At 41.6% G+C, this 14,257-nt stretch carries 12 protein-coding genes; all 12 read right to left on the bottom strand.

Annotated elements, in window-relative coordinates; genetic code table 11:
• Positions 1-404 precede the first annotated feature (404 nt).
• On the bottom strand, positions 405-1,904 hold the full coding sequence (locus FME95_RS12895) for a hypothetical protein (protein ID WP_147714910.1): 1,500 nt from the start codon (positions 1,902-1,904) through the stop codon (positions 405-407).
• A 263-nt stretch (positions 1,905-2,167) separates the two neighbouring features.
• Complete coding sequence (locus FME95_RS12890) at positions 2,168-2,947, bottom strand: hypothetical protein (protein ID WP_147714909.1); 780 nt, start codon at positions 2,945-2,947, stop codon at positions 2,168-2,170.
• A gap of 374 nt (positions 2,948-3,321) precedes the next feature.
• Positions 3,322-3,765 (bottom strand): DUF3592 domain-containing protein, encoded by a 444-nt coding sequence (locus tag FME95_RS12885; RefSeq protein WP_147714908.1) that lies wholly within the window; start codon positions 3,763-3,765, stop codon positions 3,322-3,324.
• A gap of 487 nt (positions 3,766-4,252) precedes the next feature.
• Positions 4,253-4,588: a hypothetical protein gene (locus tag FME95_RS12875; RefSeq protein ID WP_147714906.1), complete on the bottom strand. Its 336-nt coding sequence runs from the start codon at positions 4,586-4,588 to the stop codon at positions 4,253-4,255.
• A gap of 107 nt (positions 4,589-4,695) precedes the next feature.
• Positions 4,696-5,322, bottom strand: coding sequence for a TIGR02391 family protein (locus FME95_RS12870; RefSeq protein ID WP_147714905.1), 627 nt, complete (start codon positions 5,320-5,322; stop codon positions 4,696-4,698).
• Between the two features lie 107 nt (positions 5,323-5,429).
• Positions 5,430-7,157 carry a ubiquinone-dependent pyruvate dehydrogenase gene (gene poxB, locus FME95_RS12865; protein ID WP_147714904.1) on the bottom strand — a complete coding sequence of 576 codons (1,728 nt, stop codon included), beginning with the start codon at positions 7,155-7,157 and terminating at the stop codon, positions 5,430-5,432.
• A 130-nt stretch (positions 7,158-7,287) separates the two neighbouring features.
• Entirely contained in the window at positions 7,288-7,860 is a 573-nt protein-coding gene (locus tag FME95_RS12860; RefSeq protein ID WP_222709991.1) for a LemA family protein, read from the bottom strand.
• Positions 7,861-7,871: 11 nt separating this feature from the next.
• Complete coding sequence (locus FME95_RS12855; protein WP_147714903.1) at positions 7,872-8,885, bottom strand: DUF3137 domain-containing protein; 1,014 nt, start codon at positions 8,883-8,885, stop codon at positions 7,872-7,874.
• A 178-nt stretch (positions 8,886-9,063) separates the two neighbouring features.
• Positions 9,064-10,671: a methyl-accepting chemotaxis protein gene (locus FME95_RS12850; protein WP_147714902.1), complete on the bottom strand. Its 1,608-nt coding sequence runs from the start codon at positions 10,669-10,671 to the stop codon at positions 9,064-9,066.
• A gap of 141 nt (positions 10,672-10,812) precedes the next feature.
• A complete protein-coding gene (gene proX / locus FME95_RS12845) occupies positions 10,813-11,796 on the bottom strand; it encodes a glycine betaine/L-proline ABC transporter substrate-binding protein ProX (protein ID WP_147714901.1) in 984 nt (327 codons plus the stop codon).
• Positions 11,797-11,982: 186 nt separating this feature from the next.
• Entirely contained in the window at positions 11,983-13,059 is a 1,077-nt protein-coding gene (gene proW, locus FME95_RS12840) for a glycine betaine/L-proline ABC transporter permease ProW (RefSeq protein ID WP_147714900.1), read from the bottom strand.
• Positions 13,059-14,252 carry a glycine betaine/L-proline ABC transporter ATP-binding protein ProV gene (proV, locus tag FME95_RS12835; RefSeq protein WP_147714899.1) on the bottom strand — a complete coding sequence of 398 codons (1,194 nt, stop codon included), beginning with the start codon at positions 14,250-14,252 and terminating at the stop codon, positions 13,059-13,061. The genes proW and proV overlap by 1 nt, the downstream gene beginning before the upstream one ends.
• Positions 14,253-14,257: the final 5 nt, after the last annotated feature.

The following is a 14,257-nucleotide window of genomic DNA, read 5'->3' as shown; positions in this document are numbered from 1 at the left end:
TTTTAACCGCTCTGATTTTAAATTCTTTTGAATATTCCCAGTTTTTAGATTTTGGCATAAGCACCTCTAGTTAAACTAGCTAGGGGTGTTTGTTAGGCGCGGTAAGTTCCGCTTCGATTAGTTATTCTTGCGATAAGCGAATAAAATAAAGAGCTGATTGCGAAAAATCCAAGACTCTGATCTCTTTAAGTAACATAAAATTCAAACATAATTCAGCGCCGTCATCCGTTGTTGGAAAATACCGTTGATCCACGTCCATCAGAGCTCATGCCAATCATTGAATTCAAGCGCCAATTGAACACGCTCTGCAATAGAGGGCCCAGTACCTGACCCATCAACTTAAAATGGATATCCCTTTTATTTCTGGACTCTTAAAGCCTACATTAAAAAGTTAAAATATAAATTTAACAACCGCTCTTTGCATAAATGGATTGTATTTGATAGAAGTAATGCCTGTACCTTAAATAAGCCGCCGGTAAATACACCACAGTGGTGACAATGATAATAACGAGTGTTAAACCAATGAATAGCCAGATACCTAGAGTTGGATATGAATATCTAGCATCTACATTTATTGTTAAGTAACGATCGTAAGAATAACGAGCGCTAGGATCAGCAAGCCGAGTTACCGCGCCGACCTTATTATGAGTTGAAATAAAGTGTATATCATCGATTATTTTTTGATATCGCTCACTAACCTCACCGCTAAGAACATCCTCTTTTAACATATAACCAATTGCTAGATATCTATCTAAACCGCTAATTCTAAATGATGTATTTACCTCATAACCAAACAAAGCATCAATCTCTTTATTAAAGTTTTCATACTCATCATACAACAGATAGAACTTTAGTTTTTTTTGTAAATCCGAGTCCACTAGGTTATTTTCGATGTCGTTTAAAACACTTCTAAAGTTAGGATTTAGTGATAACACAGGTAATGTTTTATCAATCATTTCTGTATTAAGATTTTCACGCGTAAGTTTTTTAAACGTTAAATACTCTTGCTCTTTTATATGCCATGATTTTTGTAATGCTTGAAGTTCTATGACTAGGCCATTGACCGATTTTCCTGGAATAGTCCGATATTTAGACATGCTAACTGACTTTTCATAATAGCCGATGTCCATCTCAGAAATCTGCACTCGACGATTAAGTTGTGGCCCATCCTCGATAAGGCTATTTATATCTGAATATTGCAACGGCTGATAAATGACCAACTCAGCAAAATTACTAATGGAGCCATATTTACTGTTTGTTTCTGCAATGTACAAAACACTTGAAGGAATGGAGAGTATGAATGCTAAAAGCAAGAGAACCATAAACTTTAGCTTTACCGGCTTATAACTGATGGCTTTTTCTGTTTCGATTGAATATTGATTAAGGCGAGTAACAACAAAAATTTGATTAGACTTATAGTGAGTCTTTAGAGTGCCATTGAGCGGAATATAAACACCTTCACACTTAACGCTCTCGTTATAGGTGATGAAATTATTATTTTTCCAAGTACTAGGTATCAGAGAAAGATCTTTGTCAATATAGTCGATAGCTTCACGGCGATAGTAAAAAGGAGGACCAAATCTCATTGAAAGTTTTTCAATTATTTTAACCTCTAGCAGGCCTTTCTTAACCTCTTTATGTAAAGCGACCTCTTCTTTAGGTTGATACTTATTAACCCTCCTGAAAATTTCAAAAACTAGCAAAGGAAGTCCAAAAAAAGCGATTAGTTGCCCGATACCTTTACCATCTAACCAAAAAAGAACCATCAAGCCAGCCATTATTAACTCGCTGAAGAGGAATATGCCGTAAATTAACTGGCGAGTATCGTTAAGTTTTTTTTGTATTGATAAGACATAGCTCTTTTCAGCCTCGGTCAGTATCGATTTTGAAATCTCGTTTTCCATAAATCATCACTTACACATTAATATTGATATCGAATTTATTTAATCAGTCATCCCAACTTTATCATAATATCTTTTCTTCAGACTAACGAGGACAGCCACTCAAATTTTTATAAATACACAAGCCGATTAATTGCACATTGAAATGATTTTTTGTTAGTCGTTATAGTAACCATCGGTTGTTTATCGCTGGAAGTAGTTAAACTACTGTCGCGTTAACAAAATAAAAAAACCTAACCCCTTTGATTCCAAAACGCTTATAAAAATCAAATATACTTATTAACGAAAAACTCCCGCCGGTTAATTGCTCTTAGTAAAACAAAACGTTCAAATGTATTTTTTCGAGAAGATAAATATGTCAACATAAGTGCAATTGACATAAATTTTAAAAATTCAGGATTACCTGAATTATAAATATAAAAAAAATCTGGAAATATATATAACAAGACTGGTATTTTAAAAAATAAAAAAACCAAAAAAAACCGAGTTAAAAAACCAAAATTAGTTGAATAAAATAGCCTTTCGCTTCCTGTACTTCTAATAAGAACACCTTCTTTATCTCTTTTATTTAAACTTAAAATGCATCTTCCATCTTCAGTTTCAATGAAAATCCCACCCATAAAATCATCTATTTCATGACCACAAACTCTTAAAGAAGCAAATATAACAAGAGAGTTTGCCACAAAAAAATCAAAGATCATTAAAATATAAAACCAATAATTAAACCCATACATACTAGCCCATGCAAATGAACCAAGAAAAAAACAAATAAAAACAACAAACTCTGGAAGCATTATATAGAGATGTATTTTCTTATATAAAAAAAGTAGTAAAAAAGAAAAAACACTAGGAATGTAAATCAATGTAACTATGAAAAAACCACTTAACAAATCTATTTCTTCTCCAAAATAAAAAACTAATGGAAAAAAAAGAAATGCCATTAAGGATAAAAAAGGACCAAAAAAATGAACAATTAAAAAAAATTTTCTCCCACCATATTGCATATAAAGCCCTTCAAAGTCAGGCTCAATTATTTTTTTAATCATAATAAAAACTCTAATGTACTAAGAAAACTTACTGCACCCCCTTTAAACTCTTCAATTTTCAGGGTTGTAATGTGGGTAGCATGGTTAATTTAACCAAAATTTATTATCAAGCTTCTTAGATAAAACCACTTCATTTTAAGTGGCTTGTTATATCATAAAAACAAAGGAATTTGGTCGCCTTCTTTAGGATTATTTTTAATTTCCGGAAATTAAGAAAGCTCTAACGATTAGCATTATTCTTATCATTTTCGTCCTCTCCCCAACCTTCCATGCCACCTACATGCCCAAATGGTTTTGATTACGAGCATCGCAGAAGCTGAAATGAAGTTCGTTACTTGCTGAATTAGCCAGACTATTTACTTAAATTGGGTTGCCTAATATTTACGGTAAGTTCTGTTTCGATTAGTTATTCTTGCGATAAGCGAATAAAATAAAGAACTGATTGCGAACCCTAAAAATAAAAAGCAGCCAGCAATTGTGTATGCTAGGCCATCATAAAGCCCAAACCAAACATCGCTAAACTTAAAAACAACCAACTTCCCCGGTGGTTTGGGGTCATATTTTACTTCTACTTCATCGCCAACCCTGGGGGATGGAGTGTATGTGTTTAGCTCTAACGATTTCATTTCGCCATCGATTTCCAGAAGTACCGTTACATCATGTTTCAATATTTTATTTGTTGTGCGTGTAGCTAAAGTAACCCACTCGCTATCAACTCGAATGATGTAAGCGGTATGTTTTTCTAATGAAGCAACATGCACGGTTTGGAAAGTATTCACAATAACAGTAATGATTAATATCAAAATACCGATACCCATTAGGCATCGAGAAATTAATTCTTCCTCTCGGCCTGTTATTGGTTTTATCAAACCGTCATTTCTATCCTTGAAAACTACCATTTAGAAATATATGCCATAAACCAAACAAGCGAAATAACTAGAAAAATCTTTCTTTTCGAGGCGTATCGAACCTCGCTCTTGATATAAAAAAGTATAGGTCCCAATTTTTGGATAATCATTTAAACAATAATATCCATCATAGGTTTTCAGTTCAGTGTGTCCCCAACAGTTATTTTTGAAATGCTCTACAAGTATTAAATGTATCTCAGCATTTTCATCTGCTATTGAAATCAACTCTTCTTTTGTCTTTATGTTGTGGGTAGACAATACGTCTCGGAAATTCTGCAAAGCTTTTAGCTTCGAATCTTTAACTGACTTTTCCATAAGTATGTGAAGGAGTCCTATAGCGGCGAATTGCTGAATCAGTCTGACTGCTTTTTTAAAGTGGCCGGACTAATAAATTTTTCTAGCCTTTAGGTCGATTCATCAACCTAGACTTAATTAAAGCATTCATTTTCGCTGACCACTCTATTAATAAATCTGCAACTTCGATATAGCTGACGGCCAACTCTGATTTAATATAGCCCTCCATATTCGCTGCCTCAGAAGGATACCCAGCATAAAGCCCAAGCACATCAGTTGCTAAACTAAGAGAATCGAGATTAGTTTCAGGGTTATTTCCGCTGCGCATATCTTCAATAAACTTATTTATATGGGCATTCGCTTTCTCAATTTCATCCAAAGCATCTATTGGATCGAAAACTTCACCTGAATATTTTTCATATTCGCTTGGAATAACCATATAGAATCACCTTAGTTTTTATTTAGATACGCGGTTCGCATGTCACAAGTCGCAAACACATAAAAATAGGGGCGTAACGAGTAATTTTTTCCGCTTGATTAGTTTTGTTATATCTTGAGTTCTGCATCTTCAATAGTCTTTAATAAGTCACTTGCAACTGCAATTCGATCAAATGCGGTGACAAAGTCTAATTCAATATCCCTATGGGTGCTCGAATTACGATAGAAACTAAAAGCACCGGTTATATAGTTAAGAAAAGAAAAGCGTTCCGATTTGGGAAGGTTGTAGTTAGTAAGTACTCCTTCATCGGGGTTGAAAGCTTTTTTCAGTAACCGTTCTCCGAACATATCGTCTGGTGCTCCAATCTTCTCACGAGTAGTAGTCTCTATTGCTTTGAAAGCCTGTATAACTGCGCTCTCAAATTCTCCGCTATTTAGCAATGAAAAACATTTTTTAACAATCACAGGATGAACGTAACTTTCGGGCATCAGCGCGTATTTCTTTATTACACGACGAAATTCAGACTCTGGTAACCTAACGCCTACCTTTGTTGGGAAGTATTGCTCCTCTTGTTCGTCATCGTAACCCCGTTGAAATCGCCTAATGTCGATATGAGCAGTTGGACTAGCTTTGTATTTTACACGTGTAAACCTCACTGGCTGATATCCACCAGGATTGGCTTCACCAATTTCTTGTTGATACTCAATTTTTGCTTCGATCTCTGCTTTAGACATAAGCTTCCTTGATTACATATAACGTTTTTGGCGAACGGTAATGATTCCATAGCCCGCCGCCTGCGCGGCTTTTCATAGTGCGATATAAAAGCTTTAGTACCAACACACTAACGCAACCAATTGGTTTTACCGAGATCGACAATTTCATCGCCACGGCCGTTTAAAATCGCCTTCATCATATACAGGCTAAAACCTTTGGCTTGCTCTAAGTTAATTTGCGGTGGCATTGCTAATTCTTGCTTGGCGGTATCCACTTCTAATACCACTGGCCCTGGGTGATTGAGTGCTTCCGTGACCGCTGCCGAAAGTTTTTCTGGTTCGCCAACATGAATACCTTTGATGCCACAGGCTTGGGCTATTTTTGCGAAGCTTGGGTTATCTAGGTCGGTGTCGTCCGAAACATAGCCACCGGCTTTCATTTCCATGGCGACAAAGCCGAGCGAGCGGTTATTAAAAACCACCACCTTGATTGGTAATTCTAATGGTTTTAGCGATAGCAGATCGCCCATGAGCATTGAAAAACCACCATCACCACACAAGGCGATGACTTGCCGGTCGCGATCTAACGATTGCGCGCCCATGGCTTGCGATAACGCATTGGCCATAGAACCGTGACTGAACGAACCGATTAAACGGCGCTGGCCATTCATTGCCAAATAGCGCGCTGCCCAAACTGTTGGTGTGCCGACATCACAGGTAAAGACGGCATCGTCGTTGGCTTGCTCGCTGATTAATCGTGTTAAATACTGCGGATGAATAAGCCCTAAGCCGCTGTCACCGCTAGCTAATTTATTTAAATCTTGGCGTGCCTCTTGGTAATTTTTCAGGCTTTTTTCTAAGTGTTTCGACGATTCGTTTTTTTCCACTAACGGCAATAACGCTTGCAGGGTTTGTTTGCTGCTGCCTAATACACCGAGATCAATTTGCGTATGTCGGCCAAGCGACGCCGGATTGTGATCGATCTGCAATACCTTCGCCTTTTCAGGATAAAAAGCACGGTACGGAAAACCACAGCCAATGAGCAACAGCACATCCGCTTCTCGCATTGCATGGTAACCAGAAGAAAAACCAATTAAACCAGTCATGCCGACATCAAACGGGTTATCGTATTCAATGTATTCTTTGCCACGTAAGGCATGAACAATTGGTGCTTGCAGTTTTTCTGCTAAGGCGATCAACTCTTGGTGCGCGCCCTTTGCACCTGCGCCCGCCATGATGGTGACTTTTTTCTGCCCTTGCAGTGCCTCTGCCAGTTGATTGAGCTCACTAGCTTGCGGCATTAAAACAGCAGGTTTTGGCAGGCTCCAATTTTGTTTGCTATTGCTCGGCATCGGTTCTAGTGCGACATCACCGGGCAATACCAGCACCGCAACGTCGCTGTGCAAAATGGCCTGACGCATTGCGGTTTCTAGCAACAACGGCATCTGTTCTGGATTAGAAACTAATTCGCAAAAAACACTGCATTCTTTGAATAATTCTTGCGGATGAGTTTCTTGGAAATATTGACTGCCAATTTCTGACGATGGAATGTGAGACGCGATGGCAAGTACCGGAACTTTATTACGATGACAATCGTACAGGCCATTCATTAGATGCATGTTACCCGGGCCACAAGAACCGGCACAAACGGCAAGCCGTTCGCTTACGTGGGCTTCCGCTCCGGCAGCAAAGGCTGCGGCCTCTTCGTGTCGAGTGCCTAACCATTGGATACCACCAACGTTATTGAGGCTATCACTTAGACCATTCAGCGAGTCACCCGTGACTCCCCATATTTGTTTTACACCGGCCTGTTTTAAGGTTTCGGCAATATAGTACGCAATACTTGGCTGGCTCATCGTATAACCTCCAGTTAGTTAAATTAATTATTATCTTAACGTCGGTCTATGAATCAGACCCCATCACTAAGTAATGGGGGTAGTGCAAAAATATAACGTCTTTATGCTGTCGTTATATTGTCATCAGTCTTTAAAAATTCGGTTTATAGTCGAAACCCTGTTCTGCTTCGCTGTCGGTGAAGACATCGATTTTATTGGCTTTGTTGAAGTGCTTGTTGATGATGCTATTTGGGAACACTTCAATCGTTGAGTTAAACAGTTCAACGTTTTGGTTAAACAGGCGTAACGCCGCACCGATGTTTTCTTGTTGCTCGCTGATCTCTTTCATTAGGTTGTTCATCAAGTCAGCGGTCTTTAATTCTGGGTAAGCTTCTACGGTTAGTTGGAAACCGCTCATGACTTTTTGCGATTGCGCTTCAACACTTTTTAGTTTGTTAATGTCGACATTGCTGTCAGACAGTTCACCCATCATTGAGCGTAGTTTAGTAATGTCGCTAAGCACGCTACTTTCAAATTCTTTATGTTGTTCTACAACCTTTTCTAACTCGGGTAAGATTTTGTTTTTCTGCCGTTCTTGCGTTATCACTCCGGCCCATGCGCGCTCGACCGTATTTTTAGAAGTGATAATTTTATTGTAGATGCTAATGCCCCAAACAACGACAATAACGGCAACGACGGCAATAATAATCAGGTTCATATCCATGTTCTGCTTCCTTAAAAGTTTGAGTCTGTATGTTTCATAACTTGGTGGATAAATTCTAGCGCTGTATTGAGTTTAACCAGATCGGTATGTCCGGCTAATTCATCATAAAAGGCTTGTGGCTCGGTTAAGTCTTTTTCTCGTGTACCATTGAGTAAATCGCTGTTATCGAACGATAAGCAAAGGTTGCCATTATCCGGAATCTCTAGGTTGATGCGTTTAAACTCTTTGCCAAAGTCTTCGAAGGCGACAATGATCGACGGTTTAAAAAATTTAGCCGCATCAAGATCGTCGTCACAATAGACCGTTAAGTCTTTATTAAAAACTAAAGAGTCGGTTTTGTATTTTTTCTCATAATCGCCTCTCATGCCCCTACTGACAATGTGCAGATTTTTGGCAAACTCATACGGCATGATCAAACCATAGCGGTCGTAATGGTCATAAACGATACGGGTTTTAGTGACCGTTTCACCCTTGGAGTTGGTGGTTGTGTAGGTTTCTCGGCGTCTATCAACATAATGAAAGCGATAATAGAAATAATGGAAGCTATGTTCTGAGCCTTCATATTCGCCGCGGTACCAATCCCAAATTTCACGCTTGTGATTACCCTGATTAAACTCGGTATATTGCTGAGCCAATTCCCGAGCCGAAGGTGCTGCTTGCTTAGATAGTTTGTTATCCAACAAAGAATCTATCTGAAAGGCCTTGTCAGAAACCTTACGCAACCGTTTTTTGGCCAAACCTGCAACGACCATAGGAACGATACCGGCGATAAACAATAGCATGCCAACTAATACTGCCGCGTCCGTTGCATCGCTTGGCTCATATTGAAAGCCATAGGTAAGCAAACCAATCGCGATTAGCAACAATACGCAACCAATAAGGATGGGTTTAAAATAGTTAAAGCGGACAGGCGCACCAAAGCTCACCGCTAAAGACACCGCGTTCAGCACATCCTCCGAGCTGGTTGCTTGGTCAAGCTGTTTGTCGATGCTCTTTAATAGCTGTTTAATTGCCGAATTACTCAAGCCAATCTCCTTGCTTAGGTTTAAAGCCGTTACTTTAAGGCTTATTAGCTACTTAAGGCAAAAATATATGCTGCTATGTTATCTGTAACGCTCTAGGCCATATTTTATGGGCATAAAAAAGCCGCACTCGGTGCGGCTCTTCATATAAATGGTAATCGTAAGCCATGCTCATCAATGGCTACATTCGGAACTTTGCCAAGCTCTGCGATAGGCTGTCAGACATCTTACCTAAGTTACTGGCCGAGTCGGCAACAGTGCCTATATCATTGTTAATCTGTTTTGCACTGGCAAAGATGTTGGCAACATTCCTGCTGATGTCGCTAGCGGCCTGGCTTTGTTGTTCTGAGTCTTCGGCTATATTGCTGTTCATTGCTAAAATCTGATTAGCCGAGTCGATAATTTTGTACAGGCTTTCACTGGTTTGGTTAGCCAGCTCTGATGTATTTTCTGCTTTGCTGTAGTTTTGGCTCATTTTTTCGACCGCATTAACCGATTCGGTTTGTAGCTGCGAAATCGTCTTTTGAATCACCTCAACGCTGTCTTGCGTTTTTGATGCTAGGTTGCGAACTTCGTCGGCAACGACCGCAAAGCCTCGGCCATGTTGACCCGCCCTTGCCGCTTCAATTGCAGCGTTCAATGCCAATAGATTAGTCTGCTCTGAAACTTCACTGATGATGTTTAATACATCGCCAACGTTCATGGTTTCTTCTTTCAACTGCTTCAGCGTTTCGCTGACTTCACGAGTATTTTTAACCAGATCTTCTGCTTGCGAATTTACCTGACGGATGGCGTCGTTGCCTTCTACAGCATGCTCGCTGGCCTCGGTTGCGCCGCTTCTGGCTTGTTGCGCATTCTGTGCGACATTATTTACCGTCGAAGACATCTGATCGACCGCCGCCGTTACCTGTTCAAGGTTACTGGCTTGCTCGGATGTAGCATGACTAAACTGTTCAACCAGCCTTTGCATATCGCTACTGGAATGCGTTACCGATTCAACCGCTTGGCTAATATTAGCAATAAGGCCTCTCAAATTATCGCGCATGGAGAGCATTTCTCGGCCCAGATGGTCAATCTCATTATTATTTTTGGCGGAGATTTTAGAACTGAGGTCGCCGCGCGAAATTTGCTCAGAAAACACCACCAAGCGTTGCAGTGGTCGCACGATACTCTGCGCAATCAGGTAACCAATAATGATAAATAACAACACTGCAACAATGGCAACCCACAAAGCAATACTGAAAGATTGCTTCACATTGGTATGAACACCGTCGTAAAACATATCTAAGTTGCTGTCCGCAGCCTCTCTGACATAAGCAATGCGTTCAGTTAATTCTTTAACCAGTATGACACCTCGGGCAATCACCGGGCCAAGCTCATCACTTGAACCACCCTGATTAATTTCTAACACTTTGCGCCAAACCTGAGTCCAATCTAAGTAGTATTGTTCTAGCTCTTCAATATCGCGCTTATCACCTAAAAAGCGATCTTTCATCACGGCAAAGTTGGCCAACGCGTCTTGATGCGCTTGTTCAATGGCATTAATGGCAGCATCATAATCGCGCCCCAAAGCAATACCTTTCATTTCGCGGTCGATAATCACGATGTCGTAATCGACATTTTTAATAGCATTGGCAACGGCGATTGGGTGGTTGTACATGTTATCCACCAAATCTTCGATAACACTGAATTTATAGATTTGATACCCAGAGGTGGCCAGCAGCGTTAACACCGAAAATAGAATAATTAAAATAATTCGCAGCTTTAAACTGAGTTTTTCTAACAACATGGTCTGGCTCCGGCCTTAATAAAGTATCGCTCTTATGAGGTACTTATTGATTTAAAGGCCTCAGACCGAGCTAAACAATATAAGTTCAGCCAATAAAAAAGCCGCACTCGGTGCGGCTCAGGGTTTACAGCTTTATGGTTATTATTTTGCCGCTGCTAGAGCTTGCTCTATCCATGAATCAAACGTCGCTTGGTTTGCCTTAATCCAATTTTCGGCATGCGCTTCGATTTGTTGTTGTGAGTCTTCACCATTGGCGATCAGCATGTTTTCTGCACTGACATGGTTGATCGGCAGCTTCGCCACTTCAAACAGTTTGGCCGCTGCTGGGTTTTCCATAGCGAATTCTTTGTTGGCTAAAATACGTTCTTGGTTAATTTCAAAACCGTAGTTTTTGCCGTTTGGTAGAGTTGTGTCGGTGCCATTCGGGTTGGCAGAGAACGGAACTTCTAGCCAAACCACATCTTTACCCGGAACCAGTTTTCCTGAAACCCAGTAAGGCGTCCAGGTGTAATAAAAGATAGGCTGACCTTCGTTATAACGCACAATGGTGTCCGAAATAATCGCCGCGTACTGGCCTTGGTTATGGTTGATGTTGTCGCGTAACTCAAAGGCATCGAGTTGGTGTTCAATCACACCTTCACAACCCCAACCGGCTTGGCAGCCTGTTAAGTCGGCTTTGCCGTCACCATTGGTGTCGAACAGGGCGGCGATTTTAGGGTCTTGCAGATCATTGATATTAGTAATGCCGTACTTGTCGGCTGTCTTTTTATCAATCAGATAACCTTGCGCAGCGCCTTCAATGTAAGCGCCTTTGCGATAAAACACCTCGTCACCGCCAGCACTTTCAAACATGCCGTTGTGCAATGGGTACCAGTTCACGGCCATGTAAGTCGCATCGCCATTAGCAATCGAAGTGTAGCCTGCGCTGTAGTCGACCTCTTTAATGTCTTGAACATCGTAACCGAGCTGCTCCAGCGCTTTGTTAATAACAATCGTTTGGAAGCTTTCTTCTGCAATGGCGCTCTGTACTGGTGTCACTTCGACACCTTTACCCGGCATATCATCGGCTATCGCATTAAGTGACAGGCTGGTTGCGGCTGCTACGGCTAATATTGATTTGTTCATGTTTACTCCTCAGCGTTCTATAAAATATTGTTTTGTGACTTTGCTCTTGCTAATTTTTTGCTAGCTCTTTCTAAACTTTCTAGCTACTTCTAGCTCTTTCTAAACTTTCTAGCTTTTCTAAATTCCTCTAAGCCTGTTGAAACATTTCTAATTGCTTAGAAGTTTTTGGCAGGCTTACAGCTGCGATTATTTTTTGCTTTCAACCCTGTTTGAATGAAACAGTTTCAGCAACAAACCAATTGGGCCGCTTTGATACCAGTGGCGAGTACCTCTGCCGCGAGCATCCTGACCTAGAGATTGCGTCATGCGATCCAAGACAATGGCGAGAATCACAATGCCAATACCACCAACGGTTGCTAAACCAATATCTAGTCGACCAATACCGCGTAGCACCATTAGGCCGAGACCGCCTACTGAGATCATCGAAGCGATGACCACCATCGAAAGGCCGAGCATCAAGGTTTGGTTAACACCTGCCATAATGGTTGGCATGGCGAGTGGCAATTGAACTTTAAATAGCTTTTGCCATTTGCTGGCACCAAAAGAATTGGCGGCTTCGATTAGGTCTTCGGGTACTTGGCGAATGCCTAAATTGGTGAGTCGTATTACTGGCGGCACGGCAAAAATAATGGTCACGACAACGCCGGGCACATTACCGATACCGAACAGCATCACCACCGGCACCAAATAAACAAACGCCGGAGTGGTTTGCATGGTGTCTAGAATGGGCCGCACGATTTTCCCTGCGCGATCACTGCTGGCCATGCCAATGCCCGCAGGAATACCGACCACCATACAAAACAGCACAGAAGTCACCACTAATGACAGCGTTGTCATGGCTTCTTGCCAAGCGCCAATGGCACCAATAAAGCTCATACCCACAAGTGTGCCGATAGCCACTCTGCGCCCAGTTAGTTGCCAAGCTAATAACGCCAACAGGGCGATCATCATTAACGGTGGCACTGCGTTAAAGGCGACATCGACAGCCTGCAAGGTGGCGTCGACTGGCGCTTTAATCAGCGAGAAAAACGGCCGGAAGTTGCTGACCAACCAATCGATAAAATATTCAACCCAAGTCTGTAGCGGGATCAGTTCGTGATCGAACGGCTGACTCAGAGAAAAACTATGTTCTGGTGCGGACTCTGCTGCCGACATAAAGGCACCGGCGTCGGCATCGGTTTGAGTTCCCCACGGATCTGAACCGGTCGTGCTGGTATCGCTGGCGGGTGTTGACCAAGGGTCACTAACAGTTTCGCTCGACATTATGAATTCTCCCTATCTAAGGTTTCTAACAGACGAGTACGGCTGATATAGCCTTGATACTTACCCTGCTCATCCACGACAGGCACAGGGCAAACCATCTGCGCCACGATGCTCATGATTTCACTGATTGGGGTTTCTGCTTGAATCGGTTTTATGTCATTTAACAAGGCGTTCTCAAATGGCTCATCCTGCTTAATAACCTGATGCAGTGATTCAGCCGAAACAACGCCAATAAATTGATTGGTTTTAGACACCACGTAACCAAAATCTCGGTCGTTATCACGCAACACTTTTAGGCCGGTGCGCAGGCCTTTGTCGGCGTCTTTTTTAACAATGGTGGTTTGTAGATGCAGGGCGATATCTTTTGCGGAAAACACATTGGCAACATCGACCCCTTTAAAGAACGACTTAACGTAATCGTTAGCCGGTTGATTTAAAATTTCATCCGGAGTACCGACTTGCACAACTTCACCGCCTTGCATGATGGCAATGCGATCACCAATGCGCATGGCTTCATCCAAGTCATGAGAAATAAAGACTACTGTGCGTTGTTGTTCTGCTTGTAAGCGCACTAATTCATCTTGCATCTCGGTTCGGATTAACGGATCCAATGCCGAAAAGGCTTCGTCCATTAATAGAATATCCGGGTCGTTGGTCAGCGCTCGCGCCAAACCAACACGCTGTTGCATGCCGCCGGAAAGTTCATCGGGATAACTTTCTGCGTGGTTCTCCAAACCCACTTGCTCCAATGCCTGCATCGCCTTTTCATGGCGTTGATCAACATTGACACCGGCCAGCTCCAAACCAAAGGCGGCGTTATCTAAAACATTCATATGTGGCATCAATGCAAACGACTGAAACACCATTGAAATTTTTTGCCGACGAACGTCACGTAATTGTTTTTCATTAATGTCGAGAATGTTTTCACCGTCGATCAACACCTCGCCGCGCGATGGTTCAATCAGCCGATTAAGCAAGCGAACCAACGTCGACTTACCGGAGCCAGACAAACCCATGACAACAAAGATTTCACCCTCTTCAATTGCAAGGTTGGCATCTTTAACACCCACCGTCATTCCGGTGGATTCAAAAATACTGTCCTTATCACTGCCCTGATCGAGTAGCGCTAACGCTTTTTGAGGGTTAGCACCAAACACCTTATATAAACCCTTTACTTCTAATTTAACGCTCATGTTTA

This window comes from Reinekea thalattae (assembly GCF_008041945.1).
Classification (GTDB): Bacteria; Pseudomonadota; Gammaproteobacteria; order Pseudomonadales; family Natronospirillaceae; genus Reinekea; species Reinekea thalattae.
Note: the sequence above shows the minus strand (reverse complement) of the source record. Positions and strands in the feature narration are given on the sequence as shown.

What these genes read in the sequence shown, in the direction of transcription:
- FME95_RS12875 (WP_147714906.1), bottom strand. Translation starts at nt 4,588, where the DNA reads ATGGTTATTCCAAGCGAATATGAAAAATATTCAGGTGAAGTTTTCGAT.
- FME95_RS12870 (WP_147714905.1), bottom strand. Translation starts at nt 5,322, where the DNA reads ATGTCTAAAGCAGAGATCGAAGCAAAAATTGAGTATCAACAAGAAATT.
- FME95_RS12850 (WP_147714902.1), bottom strand. Translation starts at nt 10,671, where the DNA reads ATGTTGTTAGAAAAACTCAGTTTAAAGCTGCGAATTATTTTAATTATT.
- FME95_RS12860 (WP_222709991.1), bottom strand. Translation starts at nt 7,860, where the DNA reads ATGGATATGAACCTGATTATTATTGCCGTCGTTGCCGTTATTGTCGTT.
- FME95_RS12895 (WP_147714910.1), bottom strand. Translation starts at nt 1,904, where the DNA reads ATGGAAAACGAGATTTCAAAATCGATACTGACCGAGGCTGAAAAGAGC.
- proX (WP_147714901.1), bottom strand. Translation starts at nt 11,796, where the DNA reads ATGAACAAATCAATATTAGCCGTAGCAGCCGCAACCAGCCTGTCACTT.
- proW (WP_147714900.1), bottom strand. Translation starts at nt 13,059, where the DNA reads ATGTCGAGCGAAACTGTTAGTGACCCTTGGTCAACACCCGCCAGCGAT.
- proV (WP_147714899.1), bottom strand. Translation starts at nt 14,252, where the DNA reads ATGAGCGTTAAATTAGAAGTAAAGGGTTTATATAAGGTGTTTGGTGCT.
- poxB (WP_147714904.1), bottom strand. Translation starts at nt 7,157, where the DNA reads ATGAGCCAGCCAAGTATTGCGTACTATATTGCCGAAACCTTAAAACAG.
- FME95_RS12885 (WP_147714908.1), bottom strand. Translation starts at nt 3,765, where the DNA reads ATGGGTATCGGTATTTTGATATTAATCATTACTGTTATTGTGAATACT.
- FME95_RS12890 (WP_147714909.1), bottom strand. Translation starts at nt 2,947, where the DNA reads ATGATTAAAAAAATAATTGAGCCTGACTTTGAAGGGCTTTATATGCAA.